Here is a 23,467-nt window from a genome sequence, read left to right as displayed (position 1 = left end):
AGTCAATTTCAGGATAAGTGCTGAGAAACAGACCCGACAACACCGCTTAAGGGTATCGACTCATTACCCATGTCCTCTTCCGAACGAGCAAGGGTTTGCCAGATACGGGTTACTCATCCAATATACGGATGCGCACTGAATACCAGCCACTTCCATACTGGAGTGCGTCGAAGATCGCCATTCGCGATCACTCGCACACTCGGTGCGAATGGGGGCAAAAGTGGGGGCAAACAAAAGATTTATCGACCTGAAAACACCGCCCTAGAGCCAAGTCAAAATGTTTTTCGGGGACCCTGAGAGTCTTTGATGCGCGGTGTTTGACCTATTGGGAGCCAGTAGAGAAAGCGCACAGCGCGGTAGGGTGAAATGAACGCGGTGTGCAGATCAGACCCGCATCGGCAAACAAGGCCGCAGCCTCACCCACGCGACGGATGTTCTCGGTCCGGTCTTCGGCACTGAAGCCGAGATTCGCATTCAGGCCTCTGCGCACGTTGCCACCGTCGAGGACATAACAGAAATACCCCAGCTTCGTCAGCGCGAGCTCCAACGCCATGGACAAGGAGGACTTACCCGAAGCGGACAGTCCGGTCAGCCACACTACCGCGCCGCAGTGGCCATAATGCGCTTCGCGGTCCAATGCACTCAGTGCATGCGGTACGGCGGCCAGGTTGTTATTCATCCTCAGGGACTAGTGGAACATGGCAGAGGGGTTAGCAGTAATTCCGGCCAGCGGCGAGCCCAGTCGCTTTCATGGCTCATGCCCGGCACGATTTGGCTATGCGCGCATTGACTGGCCGTGGCGCTGACAAAACGCTGTGCAATCAACGACGGCACGACACGGTCATCGCCGCCGCTGAAGTGAAGCTGTGGGATAGACGCAACCTGGCGTGCAACGTCGATGGCATTGAGCGACTCCGGCATCGCCGACACGTGATGCAGTCGATTGACTTCGGCATGATCAAGGTTGCCAGCCACGGTACGCAGCGAGACGACGTCATGACGTCTGGCAGCGATCAGCACCGCCAGCGCACCGCCGCCCGAATAGCCGACCAGATGGATGCGCTGTCCCGGCACCCTCCTCGCATAGTGGGTCACGGCCTGATCCATGGCCTCGACCACTTCCTCGGAAAAACGCTTGTGGGTCCAGTAGGCTTTATCACAGCGTGGATTGACCGCCAATGGCGTGAATTGACAGGGGCGAGCCAGATACACGACGTTGGGCGCCGGGTCCATCACCGCCAAGGCCAGGCCCTCGGCCTGATGCGGTGTCGGATTTTCGGCTGGGACGGTACGCGAGCGCCAGGCCATTCCGTCACCTTCGATATAGACAGTCAACGGCAGGTCTGGACGGGTTATCCGGTAAAAACTGGTCAGCACAAAGCTGTCGGTATCGATCTGGTCACGCTGCAAGTTACCGGTGTGCGCCAGGGTTTCGGCGTGCTGGTTCGGATCGGCACAGCCTGCGAGCATCCCCAGCATCACACACAGACAGGTGAGCGCCGTCAGCAGACCCTGTGGCAGTGACGTGCTCAGGCTTTTCATCCCTCGGTAATTCCCAGCGCCGCCAACAGCGGCTCGAGCTGTTCGGCATGCGCGTGCCAGCGACCTTTCGACGTTTTGTAGAGGGGCTGGCGCACCTGATTGACGCTGGCGGTGCGCACCACCCGTTGGGTCTTGTGAAAGTCCAGACAGGCCTCGTCCCACGGCAGGTCAATGAAGTCGATCAAGCGTTTCGCCTGCCCTTCAAGATCGTCCAGCACCAACTCGTAGTCCACTTCAATGAAGGACTCGGCGGGTAGCAACTGCCGCCAGTGCCCCATCAAGACTTCATAATCGCGATAGAACTGCCCCAGTTCGGCCTGGTCGTAGGTGAACAGTTGCTCACCGCTGAATTGCTTGCTGTAACAGGAAAGGCAGGTATCGACCGGATCGCGGCGGCAGTGAATGATGCGGGCGCCGGGCAGGATCAACGGAATCAGGCCGGCATAGACAAAATTGCCCGGCATCTTGTCGACCAGTCGATCCCGACCGTCGGCCAGTGGCTTGATTCGCGCAAGATAGTCATGACCGGTCCTGGCCAGGTCCTGCGCTGAACAGTTGACCAGGTTTTGCGGGAATGCCCCTTGGCGTTCCACCGCCAGGCGTAACGCCGACAGTTCGCCTGCGCCCTGCACCTGCGGATGGGAAGCCAGAATCTGCTCGACCAGCGTGGTGCCGGAACGTGGCATGCCGACGATGAAGACCGGCAGCGACGATGCTGCGCCCATGCCTTGGTGTGCGGATTGAAATTCCTCGGTGAACAACCCGGCGACGTTCTGCATCCAGTGTTGTGCAGTGTGAGAATCAAAGGTGAAGGTGGAACGCTTGAGCCGGTTTCCTGTATCCAGGTGATGGAAGGCGCGCACGGAATCACCCGTGTCGAGATACGCCTTGCCCAAGGCAAAGTGGGTCGTCAGCTTGTCGGCCAGTAATAGACCTTCCTCACGCACCAACCCCGCCTCCATGGCTGCGATATCGGCATCGCCGGGTTTAAAGGTTTTGCTGTCCGAGCGCCCCGTCAGAGCGCGGATTGACCCCGGGAACGCGCTCAGCGCCTGCTCGAAGGCCACGGCGGCCTCTTCCTTGCGGCCACTTTCCAGGAGCAATACGGCTCGCGCGATCATCGCTTCTTCGGTCACCGAGCCAGGTAATGCTATCGCCTGATTGAAATGCTCCAGCGCTTCATCGTGCAGATCGACAGCCTGAAGCGCATTGCCCATGGCATGGTGGACACTGGCGTCATGGGGTGCCAATGCCAGCGCTTGCCGCGCGCAGCGCAGGGCCTCGTCGAGGAGCCCGCCCTTTTTCAAAACGAGGGCGCGTGCCGTGAGGCCACCGACATGCTGGGGGGCAAACGTGTGCAGTGCATCCAGCCAGCGCAACGCCTCGCCATGATTCAAGCGTTGCGTTTCGGCTTCGGCGATATTCAGGTACGCATCGACCAGCCGCGGGTTGAGTTCGATGGCCCGTCGACCGACCGCCACCGCCTCGTCGAAATTCCCTTGTGAACTCAGCAAAAAAGACAGGTTGCTGTAAGCCTCGGCGTAATTCGGATCGAGGATCAACGCCTGTTTGTAATGCCACTCGGCGCGGTCTTGTCGATCCAGGCGGCGAAAGGTATTGGCCAGATTATTGTGGGCTTGTGCAGCGTCCGGCCGCATAGTCACGACGCGCTGCAAACACTCAAGGCTGTCGTCCAGTTTGCCGCTTTCCTGCAGGATGATCCCCAAGTTGCTCCAGGCATCCACCAGCGCAGGATCCAGCGCAACGGCCTGTCGACCCGCCTGTTCGGCCTCGGCCAGCAGGCCTTGCTGCCGGCACATCTCGGCTAAATTACTGAAATAAATCGCCGGTGCGCTCAGCGTTTGGCACGCCTGACGCAAGTAGGTCACGGCCAACTCCAGCCGACCAAAGGCGTGGGCTATCAGCCCGAGCAAATGCAGGGCATCGGCCTGTTGTGGCCATTGCGCCAGAATGCGCAGACACAACTGCTCGGCCTGTTGTGCCTGACCCGCGCTCCAGTGTTGATGGGCCAGGGTCATGGCTTCGGAAAACGTCAGTTGTGGGGTGCCGGAAGTTGTCGGTGTGCTGCTCATACGGGGCCTTCAAATAGGGAGTAGCGACCAGTGTGCAAAGAATTTTCGTCCACATCCGCTGCCGACCGACAGATAAACGCCCATGGTTCATCCCTGAACCATGGGCGCTACCGGATGACGGGAATGTAGCGGATCAGAAGTTCCAGCGCACCTGCACATCACCGGTATTGGCGGTGTAACCGCTCGCCGCTTCCAGGGTGTACTTCACCCCCAGGCTGAGGTTTTCGCTGTGCAGCAGCGTGACGCCCAGCGCCAGCACCCCGGTGTCGTCAATCGCTTTCGCGCCCGGACTGGTGAAGCTGGTGGCGCCCGAGCCATCGGCGGCAAAGTTGGCGACCGACTGCAGGCTGGTGTCGTGGTACTCATGACGCCAGGTCAGTTGCGCCGACGGCACGACGCTGCCGTAGGACGTGGCGAAGGAGCGTTCCAGCTTGGCGCCCAGGTCGCTCTTGAGCGAAGTGCTGCTGGTGGAGTCGATGTGCAGGGCCGCGCCGCTGCCACCGGATTCGGTGTAGCTGTCCTGACGCAAGGTGCTGTAGGTCAAACCGGCAATCGGCGTGAGGACCGTGTGGCCCAGCGCCGCGCCGAGGTCGATCGGGTAACCGGCCACCGCGGACGCGATGTACTGCATGCCTTCGTGCTGACCGGTGGCCGAACCACCGTTAAAGCCGGTGAAATCGATTTCACGCGAGGTGTCGTATTGGTGCTGAACAGCTCCCAGCGACAGGTCCAGGTACCACGGTTGGCCTTGGTAGCTGGCATAACCGAACAGGCCGTAGGACTTCACGTCGGCGGAACTGCCGGTGTTGTCGCCGTCGTTGTTCACCGTGGTCTTGGTGTAGCTGAACAGACCGCCGGCGCGCCAGCTGTCGTTAATCAACCCATCGGCACCGAGCAACAGGCCGCTGTAATGGGCGTGGTAGCCGGCGACATCGTCACTCTCCAGACGAGAGCTGCCGCCAAAGGCCTGGCCCCAGAGCCCGCTGTTGTTGGCGCTTTCGCCGGTGGCGACGCCACTGCCGAAGGTGTCGTTCTGCGCGGTGCGCAGGCCTTCGAGGTGCGCCGACGTGACATTCAGCACTTGTACGGTGGACGCGGTCGACGCCTGGGTGGCGGCGCTGGCGTTCGCGGTCGGGCTCAGCTGGGCACCGGCGTGGTTGCCGGCGGCCGGGGAATCGAGGGCGGCGGCGGCGTTGAACAGGTTCATCAGGCCGGGATTGTAACCGCCGTAATTGAACAGCCCGGCCAGGGTTGCGCTGCCGTTGGCCGTGGTGGCCTGATTGAGCGGGGCATACACTGGATTAACCACTGGAGTGACCGGAGTCACCACAACGACTGGAGTGTCTGGAGTCACCGGAGTAACTGGGGTCACTGGAGTCACCGGTATGGCCGCCCCCACGGTGAGCAACAAGTCGGCATGAGTGCTATCCGCCACACTGGCGCCCGTCACGTTATACCCTGGGGCCGTGTAATGCAGGCTGCTGGCGTTGTAGTTGGTGCCGGTGGCGTTGGCTTGAACCACCACGTAACGCTGGCCTTGAGCAAAACCGTAACTGCCCAGCGTCTGCAGGCCGACCGTGGAGCCCGCCTCGATGTTCGCCGTCCCGGACACGACCAGGCGGCCATAACCGCTGTCGGTCACGGCATTACCGGTGGCGACTGGGTTGCTGGCCACGCCGAAGATCAGGCTGGCATTGGCGCCCTGCTGGTAATTGCCGTTGATAGCGATCGTGTTATTGACCTGCAGCGTTGCCGCCAGGTTAGACACCGTATGGGTAGGTTCACCCGAAACGTTGATGTTGTCATTGAGCAACAGGTTGCCCGAGCCGAATACCAGGTTCGAGAAACTATTGGTGATCTGGCCGAGGTTGTCCGAACCCACGCCTGTGCCGGAGCCGGTCAGGATGCCGAACACCGAGCCGGTGCCGCCATTGATCGTCAGGTTCTGCGTGGAGAGATTGCGGATCTCGCCGGCGATGGTTCCGGAGTTGGTGACAGTGCTCAGGGTCCCGTGTGTATCGTTATAAATGGCGAATCCAGTACCCGTGATCAGACCGCTGTTGTTCAGCGAGGTGATGGTACCGTAGTTGTAAATGCCATCGTAACCGCTGATGGTGCCGCTGTTGCTCAGCGTGCCGATGCTGCCGTTGTTGCTAATACCACCAGAGCTGGCGCCGCTGATGGTGCCGGTGTTGCTCAGCGTGCCGATGCTGCCACCGTTGTAAATCCCGGTGTTAGCGCCACTGATGGTGCCGCCAGCGTTATTGCTCAGCGAGGTAATGGTACTGTTGTTGTTAATGCCAGCGCCGGGGCCCGTGATGCTGCCGCTGTTATTCAGCGTGCCGATGAGGCCGCCATTGTAGTTGGAAATACCCATGTTGCTGCTGCTGATAGTGCCGCTGTTGTTCAGCGTGCCGATGCTACCGGTGTTGCCAATGCTAGAGGAGCCACCGCTGCTGATGGTGCCGCCAGCGTTATTGTTCAGCGAGGTAATGCTGCCGCTACTGCTGTTCCTAATGCCAAGGTTGTTGCCAGTGATGCTGCCGCTGTTGCTCAACGTCCCAATGCTGCTGGTGTTGTAAACACCGGCACTGTTGCCATGGAGAGTGGTCAGTGCCGGGTTGTCCAGCGAGGGAGTCGGGCTGCTGTTGTAATTACCATACGAATTAACGGCACTGGCTTGGCCTGCGGCCAATGCCGACGCAATGGCGATGGCCAGGACCGTCAATCGGCCTGGTATGCGTGACGGTGAGTGTTTGAACGAGTGCATGTGATGTTTCCCCCGGTTTTAATGAACGGGTCGTTGCGATTTTCGGGATCAACCATGCGTAACAGCACGTCCTCCTGAATCACGACCTGACTGGCAGTTTTTTAGGCTCTAGGTTTTTTGGTGGCATTTTGCGGGGGGTTACGGAGGGCACTTGACCGTGCGTCTCAGTTTTTGAACTTTTTTTGAACCTGTGGGTCGCGTTACGCTAACGTGTCGCGCGACTGAGGTCTTGGCGGAAACAATTGGATGGATAATGGATAGCACCACGATCAAAAAACCTAATGGTGCTCCATTGCCTGCTCTCGAACTCAAGCACCATCACTTCAATGTCAGTGGTGAGTCAGTACCTCGGCAGTTGCTGGCCTGGCGGGAGCGGGTCGGTCATGTCATCGATGTGCTGCCTTCATTGGCACAAGTCGAACTGCCTTTCCATGGGGCCATCGATCGATACGATCTCGGCACTAGTCGCTTCACCAACTGCGTCAGCGATAGCCTGCTGCTTGATCGTTCAGTGGCGCGTATCTCCACGGATACCCAGCGCGATTATGTCTTTCAGGTATTCACGGCGGGCGGGATCGAGTCCGTTGGGAGGGGCGATCGGTCACGCGGACGAAGGCATTCGACCGCCAGTATTTTTGCCATCGATCTGAATCAGCCGATACGCATGCAACGTAGCGCTTGCCAGGTGCTGACATTGGTCATGCCCCGCTCGGTTGTGGACACAGCCTTTCCCCATGCAGAAGCCATCCACGGCAGAGCGTTTGAAAACACTTCACCCTTGACGCAGTTGTTCATCGAGCATCTGCTGGCGTTTTCCAGAAACCTTCCCGGGCTGCGGGAACATGAAGCGGACAGCGCCTTCCATGTGACTGTGCAACTGCTGCTCGCCGCGCTTGGCAAACAAACCAAACTCAGCGGCAATGCACGTGCCGCGGTGCGCGCGGCCATGTTCGACAAAGCTCGGCGTTATGTTCAGGCCAACCTCCATCGAGACTCGCTGTCCCCGGAAAGCTTGTTGGAAGCATTGCAGTTGCCCCGCCCTTCGCTCTATCGCCTGTTCGAGCATGAGGGAGGGCTCGGCGCCTATATCCGCAATCGCCGGCTGCGCGAGGCGGCCGATGAGTTGGTCAAATTCCCGAACCTGCCGGTGATGGATATCGCTTATGGGCTGGGTTTCAAAAGTGCTTCGGACTTTACCCGGGCCTTTCGTCGGACCTACGAAATGGCACCACAAGATCTGCGGTTCATCGCGTCGCAGCGTCTGCGCAATAGTTCGCGGACCTGATCGAACGTAATCGTTGAAGGCTGTCTGGAAACAGGATCAGTGCAAACAGGCTGATACACATGACTGCCAACAGATACCAGGCAGGCGCCATTGGATTACCGGTCACGCCGATCATCCAGGTCACGATAAAGGGGCAAAAGCCGCCAAAAATCAGTGTTCCCAGGCTGTAGATCGTCGAAATGGAAGTCGCCCGATAATGACGGGGAAAGGCTTCCAACATCATCACAGTGGTTGCGGCGTTGCTACACAGCAACAGCAGTGAATACCCACCAATGACCAGCAATGAGAGTGGCTCGCCAATCCCTGTCGTCAATAGCAGGAAAACCGGGTAAACCAGCACAATGCTGCTGATCATCGTCAAATACTGGATCGGCTTGCGCAGGCGTTGCCTGTCGGTGATGCGAGCCAGCAGTGGCACACCGATGAAAATCAGGGTGCTCGACAGGCAGGAGGATAGCAGGCTGACGGTCGCCGGCATGTGCAGCGTGCCGGCCAGATAAATGGGCATGTAAAACACCAGTATATAAATGCCAGCTGTCGGTGTTGCCATCAACAGTATGCCTAGCCAGAACGGCCGGGAGTGCTGCACCAAGAGTGTCTTCATAGCCGGGCGACGGGACTTTTTCATCACAGCGTCGGGCATTTGCCGACGCAGGTACCAGCCGACCGGTCCGATCAACAGTCCGACAACAAACGGAATGCGCCAGCCCCACTGGAGCAAAGCCTCAGGGCTCAGCATCATCGTGGTAAATGCGCCGACCAGAGCCCCTGCCAGCGCGGCGGCAGCCTGGCTCGCCGCACGCCAGCTGACCCCATAACAACGATTCTTCCGGGCGGTCAGCTCCATCAGCACCACCGAGGAAACGCCAATCTCGCCGCCCACCGCGAACCCCTGCATCAGCCGCGCGGCAACGATCAGTAGCGTGGCCCCTGGCCCCATGACGCTATAGGGCGGCATGAATACCATCAACGCGGTGCCCAGCGTCATCAACGCAATAGAGCAGGTCAGGCCCGCCTTTCGCCCTTTGCGATCGGCCAGATGACCGATGAACAACGCGCCGATCGGACGCATCGCGAACCCGGCACCAAAGGTGAGCAATGACAGCAACAGCGATCCAAACGCGCTGTCGGAAGGAAAGAACAACTTGCCGATGGCCACTGCAGAAAAGCTGTAGACCGTGAAATCATAAGTCGCCAGGCCATTACCGATAGCGGCGGCGAGGGCCACGCGCTTATTGTGCGCACGGGTATGTGCGGACAACTCGATTAATGACGCTGGAGCCTGTGGCGATACAGCAGTTTTTGGCATTTTTCGCCCTTTTGGACAGCACTGAAAATCAGAACATGCTCATTTCAGGCTCCTTGCCATGAACACAACGTCAGGAGTGTGGCGATTGAGTCTACCCGTACGGACCCGCATCGGCATTGCCTTGACACAAGGACTCAAAAGCCGATGTCAAATTGACACATTTTACGATGAAGGCCAGATGATATCACTTGAGGCGTGCGTTATTACGCCACCGGTCAGCTACGAAAATGGGGGGCTTTCAAATAAAACAGAGGGGGACGGGATCCGAGCTATCTGATCGTGTCCCACCGGAGAGTTAGAGTACCGCCGAAAGCTGATGCGTTCCGCAACATGGATGCCGAGCAAGTGCCCTTCGGGGAGGGTATTGGGACCGCTTTTGGCAGAGGCCGTTATCGTTTTCGGCGAGAGTAGCTGAATTGTTATCAAATTTTAGTGAGCGTTAGCGTTTTCGCGTCCATCGAATTATTGTTTTCGCGTACTATCCCCTTCTGGTTATCATTTTTTAGCTCTCGTTAGGGGATTCGACTATGCAAGTAGGCTTCAAGGCACTCGCCGATCGCTACGCTATCGCGCTTGCACAACCCCTACGTGTCGAATCGGTGATCGGTACGACACGGATGAGCCGCGAGAGCAACGGACATGTCGAGAACAAGTATCCCGCCAGCTACCAGCCGGTGGACAATTTCGCGGGGCATTTCGAGTTTGGGCTCAAGTACGAAGAAATTCACCTCGAGTTTTTCGCCCGTCTCTTTGCGGCTGCTGGCCCAGAGTCCATCGAAGCCTGGTGCCGGCAAGCGCCCTTTGGCCAATATGCCCGCCGCGCCGGATTCCTTTACGAGTGGCTAACCGGACAGCATCTGGATGTGCCAGATGTGACCAATGGCGGCTATGTCGATGCTGTTTCATCGCAGCAGTACCTGACCCGCGTTGAGCCACTGCGGATACGGCGCTGGCGCATCAACGATAATCTGCCCGGCGTGCCGGAGTTCTGCCCCCTGGTCCGCCGTACCAATTCCGTACAGCAAGCGCTGCAATTTGACCTGGATGCAGCACTGCGCGAGCTGAACCAAACCTTTGGCGCCGACATTCTGATGCGCACGGCCAGTTGGCTGACGTTCAAGGAGTCGCGTGCAAGCTTTCTGATCGAGAAAGAGGCAGACCAAGCCGACAGGATCCAGCGGTTTGCCCACGTGATCGCCAAGTACTGTGGCCATATCAAGGATCCGTTGAGCAACGATAGCCTGCACACGTTGCAAGCCGGTATTTTGGGTCATGAGTCCTTCGGACTGGGCCTGCGGTACTCGCCGGTCTTCGTAGGACAGGCGACCATGCGCGAGGACATCGTGCACTACATTGCGCCGCAATTTGAGGGGCTAACGCAACTGCTCGATGGCCTGAAAGCATTCGAGCTGGCAACACGGGGCGCCGAGCCGCTGGCCCGGGCAGCTGCAATCGCCTTCGCCTTTGTGTATATCCACCCCATGCGGGACGGCAATGGCCGGATCCATCGCTTCCTGATCAACGACACCCTGATCCGCGATAAGGCATTGCCTGATGGCGTGATCCTGCCGGTGTCGGCCACCATCACGAGCTCGATTGATTTTCGGGCGCGCTACGATCGTACGCTGGAGGTGTTTTCGCGGCCGTTCATGCAACGCTACGCAGCGTCCTATCGGTTTGGCGAACTCGTCGTCTACGAGGACGGCACCTCGAGCAACCTGGTCTTCGATGACTATGACGACGCGCAATTTGCATGGCGCTATCCCGATTTGACCGAACACGTCCTGTACACGGCACAGGTCGTGGCGCATACGGTCCGTACCGAGATGGCCGATGAGGCCCGTGTGCTGGTCATTTTCCAGCGCGCCCAGGAGCGACTCAAAGAGGTGCTGGAAATGCCGGATCAGGACGCGAACCGCATCATTCGCTCTCTCAAGGAAAATGGCTGGCAGGTATCTGGCAAATTGAAGAAAGCGTATCCGCAACTGGACGACGCTCAACGGGCGGAACGTGTTGTGGAAGCCGTGCGCTCCGCATTCGAAGAACGAGAAGTGGGGAGCGGCGAAGAGTGATCTTCAAGCATTGTCGGACTTCCTCTTGGCACGATGACGATTGACACTGTTTTCGTATCGGCGAATGCCATCCGGTGTGTTTATTTTGGCTGGGATTTACGGTGATTGTGCCGGCCTCTTCGCGAGCAGGCTCGCTCCCACAGGGGAAGGCAGTCAATTGTGGGAGCGAGCCTGCTCGCGAAGGCCGCGACTCGATTGACGCCTGAATCATCAGTTATTCCGTTGCCCAACCGCCTCCCCCTTCAACACCGGCAACACCACCCTCACCTCCAATCCTCCAGCCTTGCGACTGCTCAGGGTCAACGCCCCGCCTTGCTCCAACACAATCGCTCTTGCCGCCGATAAACCCAACCCCACACCACCGGTGCTTTTATTGCGCGAGCTTTCCAGCCGGAAGAAAGGTGCAAACACCTGCTCATGGCTTTCGACCGGGATCCCCGGCCCGCGGTCCAGTACGAGAATGGTCACCTGCTCATCGTTCCCACGCAGTTCGACGGCCGGGTCGCAGGCGTATTTGATGGCGTTGTCCAGCAGGTTGGTGATGACGCGCTTGAGGCCCAGCGGACGACCAAAGAAAACAAGATGGGGCGGGCCACTGAAGGTGATGTCGATGGACTGGTCGCGGTAGTCGTCGATGAGGGTTTGCAGCAATTCTGCGAGGTCGAACTGCGTGGCCTGTTCCAGTCGGGCATCGTCGCGAAAAAATTGCAGGCTGGAGTTAATCATGGCCTGCATTTCGTCGACGTCGCGAAACAGTCGCTGCTGTTGCTCGGGGTCTTCAATGAATTCGCCACGCAGGCGCATGCGGGTCAGGGGCGTGCGCAGGTCGTGGGAGATGGCGGCGAGCATTTGGGTGCGGTCGTTGATGAAGTGTTGCAATTGAGCCTGCATCGCGTTGAACGCGAGGATCGCCTGGCGGATCTCCTGGGGGCCGACCGGCTCGATGGGCGGGGCGCGGAAGTCGACACCAAAACGTCGGGCGCCTTGGGCGAATTGCTGCAAGGGCCTGGCCAGGCGGCGGGTGGCAATCAGTGCGACGAGTCCGGTGGACAGCAGCACCAGTACGATCAGGATCAGGTCACGCTGCCACTGCCCCAGTCCCCAGCTGCGCGAAGAAATGCTGAACATCAGCCAGGAACCATCCATCAGTTGCACCAGCAAGGTGTAGTGGCCATTTTGCTGTGGCCAGTCGCCGGGTTGATAGGCTTCAAGTCGGCGTTTAGGGGCCTCGAACAGGCGCTGCACCTGAAGTGTGGCCGCACGACGGATTGCGTCGGGGACCGTCGGCACATTCAGCTCTTCACGGCTGGCGTGCCAACTGATGTTCAAGTTGCTGTCACTGGCGGCGGCGGCCAGGCGTTCACGCTGCGGGGCGGGTGAAGCTTCGATCAGCTTGCTCAGTAAGGAAACCTTCTCCAGCAACCCGGTCTCGGTCAGCGGCGGATACGCCCATACGCCCGCCAGCTGGGTGAACAGTGCGTTGAAGCCCAGCGAAGTGAGCATGGCGGCGATAGTAGTCAGAGCGATCCAGCGAGCGATTGTATCGCGCGCGCGCAGATGCCGGCCGGCCTTGCTCCCCTTCATTGGCGAGTCACATTGGGAGTGAACAGGTAGCCGACGTTGCGCACAGTGCGAATGATCTCCACGCGTTTGCTGTCGAACGCCAACTTGCGTCGCAAGCGGCTGACCTGAACGTCGATGCTCCGGTCGAATGCTTCATGGCTGCGACCTCGGGCCAGGTCCAGCAACCGTTCCCGGGTCAGGATGCGCTGCGAGTGCTCGACAAATACCAGCAACAAATCAAACTCCCCGGCCGACAACGGAATCATCACCTGATCCGGCGAACGTAGCTCCCGCCGGGTAAGGTCCAGCTGCCAGTCGGCGAACTTGATCAGCGGCCGCGGCATCTGCCCGGACAACGGCCGGCTCTCTGCGGCCCGACGCAACACCGCGCGCACCCGGGCCAACAGCTCGCGAGCGTCGAAGGGTTTGCCGAGATAATCGTCGGCCCCCATCTCCAGCCCCACCACCCGATCACTCAGCTCGCTCATGGCGGTCAGCATTATCACCGGCGTGGGGTATTGCTGGCGCAGGCGCTGGCACAGCGTCAATCCGTTTTCCCCCGGCAGCATCAGGTCGAGAATGATCAGGTCCGGTGCCTGACGTTCCATGGCTGACCACAGTGAGGTGCCATCGGTGGCGACCTCCACCGAATAGCCGTGTTGCACAAAAAATTTCTTCAGCAGAGCAAGGACCTCAAGGTCATCGTCCACGATCAAAAGACTGCTCACCGGCGCGTATCACTTCAGTTCTGAAAGACCTCACATCTAAAACCATTCGATGCGATCCGTCATATATTTCAACTCGGTAACAAAGTGTCGGCCCGGTAAAAAAACAGACATTCTCAAGCAAGGAGCGAATGCCAGTATTTGATTCCTTTCCTGCCAAGACGGTTTGCCATGCCTTTGCCCAAGCGCGCCCCTGCCCTCATCCGTCAAGCGCCCCTTCCAGTGAAGAGACCACAACCCATGCCGCCCAAGTATCAGTCACTGCTACTGGAACAACAGGTAGAGAAAGACGCCAACGCTGCCCTGCACGTTCGCGAAACCAGCCTGAAGCTGTCGGAAGACCAGCGTGAAGTGATCCTCAGCCGCTATGTCGAGCATTACAACCACGACGACGTGGAATGGGTGGAAAGCAGCCACCGGGTGTCGGTGACCGACATGCTGAACTGGCTGACCACCCATGGCGAGCCGCAAGCTCAGGTACAGGGTAACGATACGTCGCGCACCGTTTGATGGGGCGGACAGCAACCAACGCAAAAATGAGAAACACATGAACAGCGTCAATAAACTTTTACTGGGTGTCGCATTGGGTAGCTTGATGCTAGGTGGTTGCACCTCGCGAATCACCAAGAAAGAGCAGTACACCGACTTCTTGGGCGACTCCAGCACCCTGCATGAAGTCACTACCACCAGCGGCCAGAAGACGATGCGTTGGGTCGCCCCTTCGTGGAACCCGGACGCCTACGATACGATCGCTTTCAAGCAATTTGAACTCTACCCGGCACCTCAACCGGACGACAGGGTCAACCTCAAGACACTTCAAGAGCTGCAGGCGTATATGACCCGTAGTGCCAAGAACGTCCTGGGTCAGAAATACCTGATCGTATCGAACGCCTACTCTGCGCCTGCCGGTTCGCGCACGCTGATCATCCGCGCCGCCATCACAGGCGTAACGGCGGCGAACGAAGGCATGCACTGGTATGAAGTCGTCCCGGTCGCTGCCCTGGTCGGCGGCGTGAGTGCTGCCACGGGCCACCGCAACCAGGACACCGAGCTTTATATCGAAGCCGAATTGATCGATGCGAGCAACGGCCAAACGGTGGCCAAAGTCGTGCGTAAAGTCTTTGGTGAAACCCTGAAAAATGCCAGTCAACCTGTTACTACCAATGACTTCAAAGTGGCGATCAACACAGTAAACAGCGATCTGCAGGCGTTTTTCCGCTAACGCTTAGCGAATGCCGGCACCCGCCATGGAATCCGGCGACCACTGTGCCGTCGACAACGGGTCGATGTACTTGATGCCGCCGTGAGGGCCTACCACACCATTGATGTTGTAAGAGCCGCGCTCCAGATCGTAAGTCATGAAAGGGGTGGCATCGGGCACCTTATGGTCGTAGCTCTGGCTCAGGAAGGCGAAGGAGCCACGGAAAAGCTGGCCATTCGCGCCGTACTGATCGGAGGCCAGAGCGGCCCAACTGTCTTCATCCAGGTAGAAGCGACGTTTCTGATAGATGTGCTGCGCGCCGGGCTTGAGGTTGCCCTCCACGACCCAGACACGGTGTTTCTCCCAACGTACAAAATCGGGTGCGAGGTAATTGGGGGTGGTCAATGACTTGGCATCCTGGACGTAGGTCAACTTGTAGGTGTTGTAGGGCACAATCATTTCTTGCTTGCCCTTAAGCGTCCAGTCGTAAAGTTCCAATGCGCGAGCGGTACCGGGGTTAGGCGTGTCGTAGGCCAGGATCGAGATCAGTTTGACGCGACGCTGGCCAGGCAAGTATTGCCAGGCACGACCCGGCTGCTGCGTCGGATTGGCGGCGTCTTTAAGCATGATCGACTCGCCGGCCCGGCGTGCAGGGCCGGTGTAGGACAGCTTCATCTGATAGTAGATGTCGGTGTCGTTGATGGGCTTGGACATGTCTTCGTAAATCGGAAAGGAGATGAACGCCTGGCCGGTGACCATCAGGCTTGGCACGCCAGCCGAGTCGACGCTCCAGGAGTCATACTTGGAGGTGATGGTGACGCCCTGGTAGCGCAGCAAGAAATTCCACATCGCCTCGGCACCCGACTGTGGGATCGGGAACGGCACACCGGGCAGTACGTTGTCGATGGCCAACCCGCCGTTGAGGGACTTGGCAGCGGTGGCATTTTTCCGGCTGTTGTCCAGCACCGCCTGTGGCAGTGCTGCGCTGCGGTGGGTCGGATACACGTCGATGTGGTAGTCGGGAAAACGCTTGGCCAACTCCGCCGTGGTGGCCGTAAGCGTGCCCTTATATTGGTCGAGGTTCTTGCCATTGATCACCAACAGCGGTTTTTCGCCGGCGTACGGGTCCGGGCGCATGTTATCGCCCACCTTGAAGCTGGCAGGCGCGGTGCTCAGGCCACCGTTATAGGCCGGGATGGAGCCATCGGCATTGCCGGCCTTTTCGGCACCCACCAGGGTCAGGCTGACACCCAGCTTGGCGGCTTCTTGACTCGGAACAGACGCCTGGGCACCGATGGCCAGTGCCATGATGAACGAAGCAGCCAGTAATTTTTTCACGAATATCATATTGTTATTCTCCTGCTAGCGAACTGAACAACCCGTGAACCAGGTGGTGCAGTGGGCGTATCAGTTTTAATCGCCAGCGGTTTTTCATTTGTGCTGTTATTAAGAGTCACCCCACCGGGGGGCGCTTCTCATTTGACGTCATCTACTTCGCTATTGATGACAGATTTGCGTTTATACCGGGCTGCAGCCCCGTAACGGGTTCTGTTGCGACCAACGGCTAGAGAGGCGGACAGAAGGCGCCTGGCCCTATCGCGAGCAGGCTCACTCCCACATTTGGAAAGCGTTTCCCTGTGGGAGCGAGCCTGCTCGCGAAGGCCGCGACTCGGTCTGAGGTCTTATTCTTGCACCCTCGGCAACACTGAATTGTCATCAATCAAGTTGATCGCGTTCCGATCCAAGGCGCAGGCTAGAGGGCTCGCCCGGCGCCTATATCATTCCGAATGATAGTTACCTTTGCTTCATTCGATTCGTGAGATCCCCCCCCGCCGAGCATCATCCGCCCATTCTCAATACATTGGCGGATGCATCCATGGAACAGTCATTCAAATATTTGCGCTTCCCGTTGGCCCTGTTGGCCGTGGTGGTGATGAGCGCATGCGGCAAGGCGCCAGAGACTGCCGCCACCCTGCCCGCAGCCAAGGTCAGCGTGGCCAAGGTGCTGGAACAACCGGTTAACGAGTGGGACGAATTCACCGGGCGCCTTGAAGCGCCGGAAACCGTAGAAATCCGTCCACGGGTGTCCGGCCAGATCGATGAAGTCGCCTTCACCGAAGGCGCACTGGTCAAAAAAGGCGACTTGCTGTTCCAGATCGACCCACGCCCGTTCCAGGCCGAGGTCCGCCGCCTTGAAGCACTAGTCGCTCAGGGCCGCGCCAATGCCATTCGCAGCGAAAGCGAAGCCCAGCGCGGTGAGCGCCTGCGTACCAGCAACGCGATCTCCGCCGAGCTGGCCGATTCGCGCACCAGCGCTGCTCAAGAAGCCCGCGCCGCGGTCGGAGCCGTCCAGGCGCAACTGGACCTGGCCAAACTGAACCTGAGCTTCACCCGCGTGACCGCGCCGATCAGTGGGCGCGTCAGTCGCGCAGAAATCACCGCCGGCAACCTGGTGACTGCCGACACCACCGCACTGACCAGTGTGGTATCCACCGACAAGGTCTACGCCTACTTCGATGCTGACGAACGTGTGTTCCTCAAGTACACCGAGCTCGCTCGCCAGGGCAAACGCGGTGCAACCACCCCGGTTTACCTCGGCCTGTCCAATGAAGACGGTAACCCGCACCTGGGCGTAATGAACTTTGTCGACAACCAGGTCAACCCGAAAACCGGCACCATCCGTGGTCGCGCCGTGTTCGACAACACTGACGGCACTTACACCCCTGGCCTGTATGCACGCCTGAAACTGGTTGGCAGCGGCACCTACTCCGCGGTGTTGATCAACGACGAAGCGGTCGGGACCGATCTGGGCAAGAAGTTTGTGCTGGTGATGGATGCCGACAACAAAACGGCGTACCGCGCGGTTGAACTGGGTCCGAAGATCGAAGGTTTGCGCATCGTGCGCAGCGGCCTGAACAAGGATGACACCGTCATCGTCAAAGGCTTGCAACGGGTTCGTCCTGGTTCACCGGTCACCCCTGAAGTGATCCCGATGGCCAGCGAGCAAACCCTCGCGGCACTCGCACAACAACGACAAGCGCTGGAAGCCAGCAACCTGCCCCAAGTCGCGCCTGCCAAGGTCGCGCCGGGTTCGGTTGTAAAACTGGCTGCTGCGACTCCACGCGGTTAAGGGAGCAACAACTGCGATGAATTTTTCCCAATTCTTCATTTCACGGCCGATCTTTGCAGCAGTGCTGTCGCTGCTGATCCTGATTGCCGGTGCCATCTCGCTGTTCCAGCTGCCGATCAGCGAATACCCGGAAGTCGTGCCGCCGACCGTTGTGGTCCGCGCCAACTTCCCGGGTGCCAACCCTAAAGTCATCGGTGAAACCGTCGCCGCCCCGCTGGAGCAAGCCATTACTGGCGTCGAGAACATGCTGTACATGTCCTCGCAGTCCACCGCTGACGGCAAGATCACCCTGACCATCACCTTCGCGCTGGGCACTGACCTGGATAACGCCCAGGTGCAGGTACAGAACCGTGTGACCCGGACCGAGCCGAAACTTCCAGAAGAAGTGACGCGCATCGGTATCACCGTGGACAAGGCATCGCCCGACCTGACCATGGTTGTGCACTTGACCTCGCCGGACAAACGCTACGACATGCTGTACCTGTCCAACTACGCCTTGCTCAACATCAAGGATGAGCTGGCGCGTCTGGGCGGTGTCGGTGATGTGCAGCTGTTCGGTATGGGCGACTACTCGCTGCGGGTGTGGCTTGATCCGAACAAGACCGCTTCGCGCAACCTGACCGCGACCGATGTGGTCACCGCGATCCGTGAGCAGAACCGTCAGGTCGCTGCCGGTGCCCTGGGCGCGCCGCCTGCGCCGAATGCCACGGCCTTCCAGTTGTCAGTCAACACCCAAGGTCGTCTGGTGTCCGAGGAAGAGTTCGAGAACATCATCATTCGCACAGGCGACAACGGTGAAATCACTCGCCTGAAGGACATCGCCCGCGTTGAACTGGGTTCCAGCCAATACGCCCTGCGCTCCTTGCTGAATAACCAGCCGGCGGTGGCCATCCCGATCTTCCAGCGCCCAGGCTCGAACGCTATCGAGATTTCCAACGAAGTGCGGTCGAAAATGGCCGAGCTGAAGAAAAGCTTCCCGGAAGGCATGGACTTCAGCATCGTCTATGACCCGACGATCTTCGTGCGCGGTTCTATCGAAGCGGTGGTTCACACCCTCTTCGAAGCACTGATCCTCGTGGTACTGGTGGTGATCCTGTTCCTGCAAACCTGGCGCGCGTCGATCATTCCGTTGGTGGCGGTGCCGGTTTCGCTGATCGGTACGTTTGCGGTGATGCACCTGTTCGGCTTCTCGTTGAACGCCCTGTCACTGTTCGGATTGGTACTGGCCATCGGTATCGTGGTGGACGACGCCATCGTGGTGGTGGAGAACGTCGAGCGAAACATCGGCCTGGGGCTGAGCCCGGTCGAAGCGACCAAACGGGCCATGCGTGAAGTGACCGGCCCGATCATCGCGACGGCGCTGGTGCTGTGTGCCGTGTTTATCCCGGCGGCTTTTATCTCCGGGCTGACCGGGCAGTTCTACAAGCAGTTCGCCTTGACCATTGCGATCTCGACGGTGATCTCGGCCTTCAACTCGCTGACGCTGTCGCCAGCACTGGCTGCGGTGTTGCTCAAAGGCCATGACGCACCGAAAGACCGTTTCTCCAAGGTCCTCGACAAGATCTTCGGCGGCTGGCTGTTTCGTCCATTCAACCGCTTCTTTGACAAAGCCAGCCACGGTTATGTCGGCACTGTAGGCCGGGTTATCCGCAGCAGCGGCATCGCCCTGCTGTTGTACGCAGGCCTGATGGTGCTGACGTTCTTCGGCTTCGCCAATACTCCGACCGGTTTCGTCCCTGGCCAGGACAAGCAATACCTGGTGGCCTTCGCGCAACTGCCGGACGCCTCGAGCCTGGACCGTACCGAAGACGTGATCAAACGCATGTCCGACCTGGCGCTGAAACAGCCGGGTGTGGAAAGTGCGGTGGCCTTCCCTGGCCTGTCGATCAACGGCTTCACCAACAGTCCTAACGCCGGCATCGTGTTCGTGACCCTCAAACCGTTTGATGAGCGCAAAGACCCGAGCATGTCCGCCGGTGCCATTGCCGGTGCGTTGAACGGCAAGTACGCCGAGATTCAGGAAGCCTACATGGCGATCTTCCCGCCGCCGCCGGTACAAGGCCTGGGCACTATCGGCGGGTTCCGCCTGCAGATCGAAGACCGGGGCAACCTGGGCTATGACGAGCTGTACAAAGAAACCATGAACATCATCAACAAAAGTCGCACCGTGCCGGAACTGGCGGGCTTGTTCACCAGTTACACCGTGAACGTGCCACAGGTCGATGCCGCTATCGACCGTGAAAAAGCCAAGACCCACGGCGTGGCCGTCAGCGACATCTTCGACACCTTGCAGATCTATCTGGGTTCGCTGTATGCCAACGACTTCAACCGCTTCGGTCGTACATATCAGGTCAACGTCCAGGCCGAGCAGCAGTTCCGTCTCGAGCCGGACCAGATCGGCCAGCTGAAAGTACGTAACAACAAAGGCGAGATGATCCCGCTGGCGACCTTCATCAAGGTCAGCGACACCTCGGGGCCGGACCGCGTGATGCACTACAACGGCTTCATCACCGCTGAAATCAACGGCGCGGCAGCGCCAGGCTACAGCTCCGGCCAAGCCCAGAAAGCCATCGAGAAATTGCTCAAGGAAGAATTGCCGAACGGTATGACCTACGAGTGGACCGACCTGACCTACCAGCAGATTTTGTCCGGCAACACCGCGCTGTTCGTGTTCCCGCTCTGCGTCTTGCTGGCGTTCCTGGTACTCGCCGCTCAATACGAAAGCTGGAGCCTGCCACTGGCGGTGATCCTGATCGTACCGATGACGCTGCTGTCCGCCATTACCGGGGTGATTGCCTCGGGCGGTGACAACAACATCTTCACTCAGATCGGCTTGATCGTACTGGTGGGGCTTGCCTGTAAGAACGCGATTCTGATTGTCGAGTTCGCCAAGGATAAACAGCAAGAAGGCATGAACCCGCTGGCGGCGGTACTCGAAGCGTGCCGTCTGCGTCTGCGGCCGATCCTGATGACCTCCTTCGCGTTCATCATGGGGGTTGTGCCGCTGGTGTTCTCTAGCGGTGCCGGTGCCGAAATGCGTCATGCCATGGGTGTGGCGGTGTTCTCCGGGATGCTCGGAGTGACCTTCTTCGGTCTGTTGCTGACGCCCGTGTTCTACGTATTGATTCGCAACTTTGTGGAGCGCGGTGAAGCACGCAAAGCGGCCAAGGCCCTGAAACTGGAGGCGCAACAATGAGCTTGAAAGCCTTCCTGCCGAGCCTGCTGGTACTGGCCCTGAGTGCCTGCGCCGTCGGCCCGGACTACAAGACGCCCGACACGGCGCCGGCCAACATCACGACGGCCACCGATGGCGCCGCCGGCCAGAAGAACTTCGACCGCTCGCGTTTCGAAGGCATCTGGTGGCAGCAGTTCGAAGACCCGACGCTCAACCAGTTGGTGACTCAATCGCTCAAAGGCAACCGTGATTTGCGCGTGGCCTTCGCTCGCTGGAAAGCCGCCCGGGCGATTCGCGATGACGTCAGCAATGACGCCATGCCGACCGTCACCAGCCGTGCCAGCAGCGAGCTGGCCAAGGGTCAGATTCCTGGCACCACTACCAGTCGGGTCAACAGCGAACGCTATGACCTGGGTCTGGACATGGCGTGGGAAATCGATCTGTTTGGCCGTATCCAGCGCAATCTGGAATCGGCCAACGCCGAACAGCAGGCCTTCGAAGCCGATTTGTACCAACTGCAAGTCACGATGATTGCCGAACTGGTGGACTCCTACGGTCAATTGCGCGGTGCGCAACTGCGGGAAAAAATTGCGCTGGCCAACCTGAGCAACCAGCAGGAGTCGCGCAAGATCACCGAAAGCCTGCGTGATGCCGGCGTTGGCGATCAGCTCGATGTGGAACGCGCCGATGCACGCCTGGCGTCCGTCGAAGCCAGCGTGCCGCAACTGCAGGCTGAACAGGTTCGGCAGAAAAACCGCATCGCCACCCTGCTGGGTGAACGTCCGGACAAACTGAGCGTCGACCTGAGTCCGAAAGCCTTGCCGGCGATTTCGAAGGCACTGCCCATCGGTAATCCGGGCGAACTGCTGCAACGTCGCCCGGATATCCTCAGCGCCGAGCGCAAACTGGCTTCCGCCACGGCCCGTATCGGCGTAGCCACGGCTGATTTGTTTCCTCGCGTCAGCCTCAGCGGCTTCCTTGGCTTTACCGCTCAACGGGGCTCACAGATCGGTACCCCGGCCGCCAACGCCTGGACGCTTGGCCCAAGCATCACCTGGGCCGCGTTCGACCTGGGCAGTGTGCGCGCTCGCATACGCGGCGCCGATGCGGATGCCGAAGGCGCACTGGCAACCTACGAACAGCAAGTACTGTTGGCGCTGGAAGAATCAGAAAATGCTTTCAGCGATTACGGCAAACGTCAGCAACGTCTGATTTCGCTGATTCGTCAGAGCGAGTCCAGTCGCGCCGCAGCCGACCTGGCCGAAATTCGCTACCGCGAAGGCACCGTGGACTTCCTCGTCCTGCTCGATGCACAACGCGAGCGTCTGGCGGCCGAAGACACTCAGGCCCAGGCCGAAGTGGAACTGTATAGCGGCATTGTCGCGATTTACAAAGCCCTTGGCGGTGGCTGGCAACCAGAGACCGTCGCCAGCAAGTAATCTTTATCCAGCTCCGTGGTTGGCCGCAACCGACCATTTTTTAGCCCTGCGCCTCATTCGGTCGCGGGGTTTTTTTTGCCTGATGAAAACACCAGCCCCCTGTAGGAGCGAGCTTGCTCGCGAAGGACGTTAACGATAACGCGTTCTTCCTGAACAAACGCGTTGCTCTCAAGTCCTTCGCGAGCAAGCTCGCTCCTACAGGGGGTCATGGCTCTTGGTTTTCCAGGACTGTCACCGTGGCCGTGGTCCCGGCACGCAGTCGGTTTTTGGCGGCGTAATCGGCGTCGATCTGTATCCGCACCGGTACCCGTTGCGCGAGTTTGACCCAGGTATAGCTGGGGTTGATGTTGGCCAGCAATCGACCACCCGGCAGGTTTTCCCGGTCGGCAATGGCGAAGGCGATGCTTTGCACGGTACCGCCGAAGGTCTCGCCGCTCATTAATTCGATTTTGACGCGATCGCCCTCCTCGATTCGTGGCAACTTGGTTTCTTCAAAGTAGCCGCTGACGTAAAACGAGTCGCTGTCCACCAACGCCAACAGCGCGCCACCGGTGGCGGCATAGTCGCCCTGACGGGTCAGCAGGTTGGTGACATAACCACTGACAGGCGATTCGACCCGAGTACGTTGCAAATCGAGTTCAGCCTGGGTCAGCGCGGCGATTGCCAATTGCACATTGGCCTGAGCAAGGCCGAGGTTCGCCTGATCTCGCAGCAATTCGGCCTGAGCCACCGCCACCTCGGTGCTGGATTTTTCCCACTCTTCACCCGAGATCGCAAACCGTTGCTTGAGGGTCCGTCGCCTGACTTCCTCACTCTGGCGCTGCTTGAGCAGCGCCTGGCTGGAAACAATCGATGCTTCGGACTGACCCAGCGCGGCTTTCGCTACTTCCACGGAACGCCTGGAATGCTCAACCGCCAGCGTATACCGCGCGGGGTCGATTTCCAGCAGCAACTGGCCCTTGTCCACATGCTGGTTGTCCTGGACATTCAGGCTGACGATGCGCCCCGAGACATCGGCAGACAGGGTCACCACGTCGGCACGCACCCGCGCATCCCGGGTCCAGGGAGCGCGGGTGTAATGTTCCCAGGCAAACCAGCCGAGGACAAAGGCCAGCAACACCACCACCACAGTCACCAGTCGGGAAAGGATCTTCTTCAACGCA

16 protein-coding genes are annotated in these 23,467 nt (G+C 59.2%); 7 read left to right on the top strand and 9 right to left on the bottom strand.

Going from position 1 to position 23,467, the window contains the following annotated elements; translation table 11 throughout:
• Positions 1-322: 322 nt before the first annotated feature.
• From AC1MDT_RS06375 to AC1MDT_RS06360, 4 genes are all read right to left on the bottom strand, one after another.
• Positions 323-679: an adenylyl-sulfate kinase gene (locus tag AC1MDT_RS06375; protein WP_480421223.1), complete on the bottom strand. Its 357-nt coding sequence runs from the start codon at positions 677-679 to the stop codon at positions 323-325.
• Positions 680-681: 2 nt separating this feature from the next.
• Positions 682-1,542 (bottom strand): alpha/beta hydrolase, encoded by an 861-nt coding sequence (locus AC1MDT_RS06370; protein WP_480421222.1) that lies wholly within the window; start codon positions 1,540-1,542, stop codon positions 682-684.
• Positions 1,539-3,635 carry a tetratricopeptide repeat-containing sulfotransferase family protein gene (locus AC1MDT_RS06365; protein WP_480421221.1) on the bottom strand — a complete coding sequence of 699 codons (2,097 nt, stop codon included), beginning with the start codon at positions 3,633-3,635 and terminating at the stop codon, positions 1,539-1,541. The genes AC1MDT_RS06370 and AC1MDT_RS06365 overlap by 4 nt, the downstream gene beginning before the upstream one ends.
• A 133-nt stretch (positions 3,636-3,768) precedes the next feature.
• Positions 3,769-6,405, bottom strand: a complete 2,637-nt coding sequence (locus AC1MDT_RS06360) for an autotransporter family protein (RefSeq protein ID WP_480421220.1) — start codon at positions 6,403-6,405, stop codon at positions 3,769-3,771.
• A gap of 229 nt (positions 6,406-6,634) precedes the next feature.
• Here AC1MDT_RS06360 and AC1MDT_RS06355 point away from each other — a divergent pair, with 229 nt between their 5' ends.
• Positions 6,635-7,690 carry a helix-turn-helix domain-containing protein gene (locus AC1MDT_RS06355; RefSeq protein WP_480421219.1) on the top strand — a complete coding sequence of 352 codons (1,056 nt, stop codon included), beginning with the start codon at positions 6,635-6,637 and terminating at the stop codon, positions 7,688-7,690.
• Here AC1MDT_RS06355 and AC1MDT_RS06350 read toward each other — a convergent pair.
• The gene (locus AC1MDT_RS06350; RefSeq protein ID WP_480421218.1) at positions 7,650-8,999 is read right to left on the bottom strand and encodes an MFS transporter; all 1,350 of its coding nucleotides are present in this window, start codon (positions 8,997-8,999) and stop codon (positions 7,650-7,652) included. The genes AC1MDT_RS06355 and AC1MDT_RS06350 overlap by 41 nt on opposite strands.
• A gap of 527 nt (positions 9,000-9,526) precedes the next feature.
• Here AC1MDT_RS06350 and AC1MDT_RS06345 point away from each other — a divergent pair.
• On the top strand, positions 9,527-11,071 hold the full coding sequence (locus AC1MDT_RS06345) for a Fic family protein (protein ID WP_480421217.1): 1,545 nt from the start codon (positions 9,527-9,529) through the stop codon (positions 11,069-11,071).
• A 210-nt stretch (positions 11,072-11,281) separates the two neighbouring features.
• Here AC1MDT_RS06345 and AC1MDT_RS06340 read toward each other — a convergent pair whose 3' ends face one another.
• Both AC1MDT_RS06340 and AC1MDT_RS06335 read right to left on the bottom strand, forming a co-directional pair.
• A complete protein-coding gene (locus AC1MDT_RS06340; RefSeq protein ID WP_480421216.1) occupies positions 11,282-12,655 on the bottom strand; it encodes a sensor histidine kinase in 1,374 nt (457 codons plus the stop codon).
• On the bottom strand, positions 12,652-13,362 hold the full coding sequence (locus tag AC1MDT_RS06335; RefSeq protein ID WP_480421215.1) for a response regulator: 711 nt from the start codon (positions 13,360-13,362) through the stop codon (positions 12,652-12,654). The genes AC1MDT_RS06340 and AC1MDT_RS06335 overlap by 4 nt, the downstream gene beginning before the upstream one ends.
• A 237-nt stretch (positions 13,363-13,599) precedes the next feature.
• Here AC1MDT_RS06335 and AC1MDT_RS06330 point away from each other — a divergent pair, with 237 nt between their 5' ends.
• The gene (locus tag AC1MDT_RS06330) at positions 13,600-13,869 is read left to right on the top strand and encodes a hypothetical protein (protein ID WP_480421214.1); all 270 of its coding nucleotides are present in this window, start codon (positions 13,600-13,602) and stop codon (positions 13,867-13,869) included.
• Between the two features lie 37 nt (positions 13,870-13,906).
• The gene (locus AC1MDT_RS06325) at positions 13,907-14,581 is read left to right on the top strand and encodes a DUF3313 domain-containing protein (protein WP_480421213.1); all 675 of its coding nucleotides are present in this window, start codon (positions 13,907-13,909) and stop codon (positions 14,579-14,581) included.
• Positions 14,582-14,584: 3 nt separating this feature from the next.
• Here the strand turns inward: AC1MDT_RS06325 and AC1MDT_RS06320 are convergent, their stop codons facing one another.
• Complete coding sequence (locus AC1MDT_RS06320) at positions 14,585-15,907, bottom strand: DUF1329 domain-containing protein (RefSeq protein WP_480421212.1); 1,323 nt, start codon at positions 15,905-15,907, stop codon at positions 14,585-14,587.
• Between the two features lie 529 nt (positions 15,908-16,436).
• Here AC1MDT_RS06320 and mexE point away from each other — a divergent pair.
• Genes mexE through AC1MDT_RS06305 form a run of 3 tightly spaced genes read left to right on the top strand, consistent with a single transcriptional unit; the run spans position 16,437 to position 22,304 of the window.
• Positions 16,437-17,690, top strand: a complete 1,254-nt coding sequence (gene mexE / locus AC1MDT_RS06315) for a multidrug efflux RND transporter periplasmic adaptor subunit MexE (protein WP_480421211.1) — start codon at positions 16,437-16,439, stop codon at positions 17,688-17,690.
• 16 nt (positions 17,691-17,706) lie between these two features.
• Entirely contained in the window at positions 17,707-20,886 is a 3,180-nt protein-coding gene (locus AC1MDT_RS06310; protein ID WP_480421210.1) for an efflux RND transporter permease subunit, read from the top strand.
• Complete coding sequence (locus AC1MDT_RS06305) at positions 20,883-22,304, top strand: efflux transporter outer membrane subunit (RefSeq protein WP_480421209.1); 1,422 nt, start codon at positions 20,883-20,885, stop codon at positions 22,302-22,304. Before AC1MDT_RS06310 ends, AC1MDT_RS06305 begins: the two co-directional genes overlap by 4 nt.
• Before the next feature lie 205 nt (positions 22,305-22,509).
• Here AC1MDT_RS06305 and AC1MDT_RS06300 read toward each other — a convergent pair whose 3' ends face one another.
• Positions 22,510-23,463, bottom strand: coding sequence for an HlyD family secretion protein (locus AC1MDT_RS06300; RefSeq protein ID WP_480421208.1), 954 nt, complete (start codon positions 23,461-23,463; stop codon positions 22,510-22,512).
• Positions 23,464-23,467 lie beyond the last annotated feature (4 nt).

Source organism: Pseudomonas sp. ASL7 (assembly GCF_056680375.1).
Note: the sequence above shows the minus strand (reverse complement) of the source record. Positions and strands in the feature narration are given on the sequence as shown.

Excerpts from the sequence above, each read along its gene's own strand:
- AC1MDT_RS06375 (WP_480421223.1), bottom strand. The coding sequence starts at position 679 with ATGAATAACAACCTGGCCGCCGTACCGCATGCACTGAGTGCATTGGAC.
- AC1MDT_RS06370 (WP_480421222.1), bottom strand. The coding sequence starts at position 1,542 with ATGAAAAGCCTGAGCACGTCACTGCCACAGGGTCTGCTGACGGCGCTC.
- AC1MDT_RS06365 (WP_480421221.1), bottom strand. The coding sequence starts at position 3,635 with ATGAGCAGCACACCGACAACTTCCGGCACCCCACAACTGACGTTTTCC.
- AC1MDT_RS06360 (WP_480421220.1), bottom strand. The coding sequence starts at position 6,405 with ATGCACTCGTTCAAACACTCACCGTCACGCATACCAGGCCGATTGACG.
- AC1MDT_RS06350 (WP_480421218.1), bottom strand. The coding sequence starts at position 8,999 with ATGCCAAAAACTGCTGTATCGCCACAGGCTCCAGCGTCATTAATCGAG.
- AC1MDT_RS06345 (WP_480421217.1), top strand. The coding sequence starts at position 9,527 with ATGCAAGTAGGCTTCAAGGCACTCGCCGATCGCTACGCTATCGCGCTT.
- AC1MDT_RS06340 (WP_480421216.1), bottom strand. The coding sequence starts at position 12,655 with ATGAAGGGGAGCAAGGCCGGCCGGCATCTGCGCGCGCGCGATACAATC.
- AC1MDT_RS06330 (WP_480421214.1), top strand. The coding sequence starts at position 13,600 with ATGCCGCCCAAGTATCAGTCACTGCTACTGGAACAACAGGTAGAGAAA.
- AC1MDT_RS06325 (WP_480421213.1), top strand. The coding sequence starts at position 13,907 with ATGAACAGCGTCAATAAACTTTTACTGGGTGTCGCATTGGGTAGCTTG.
- AC1MDT_RS06320 (WP_480421212.1), bottom strand. The coding sequence starts at position 15,907 with ATGATATTCGTGAAAAAATTACTGGCTGCTTCGTTCATCATGGCACTG.
- mexE (WP_480421211.1), top strand. The coding sequence starts at position 16,437 with ATGGAACAGTCATTCAAATATTTGCGCTTCCCGTTGGCCCTGTTGGCC.
- AC1MDT_RS06310 (WP_480421210.1), top strand. The coding sequence starts at position 17,707 with ATGAATTTTTCCCAATTCTTCATTTCACGGCCGATCTTTGCAGCAGTG.
- AC1MDT_RS06305 (WP_480421209.1), top strand. The coding sequence starts at position 20,883 with ATGAGCTTGAAAGCCTTCCTGCCGAGCCTGCTGGTACTGGCCCTGAGT.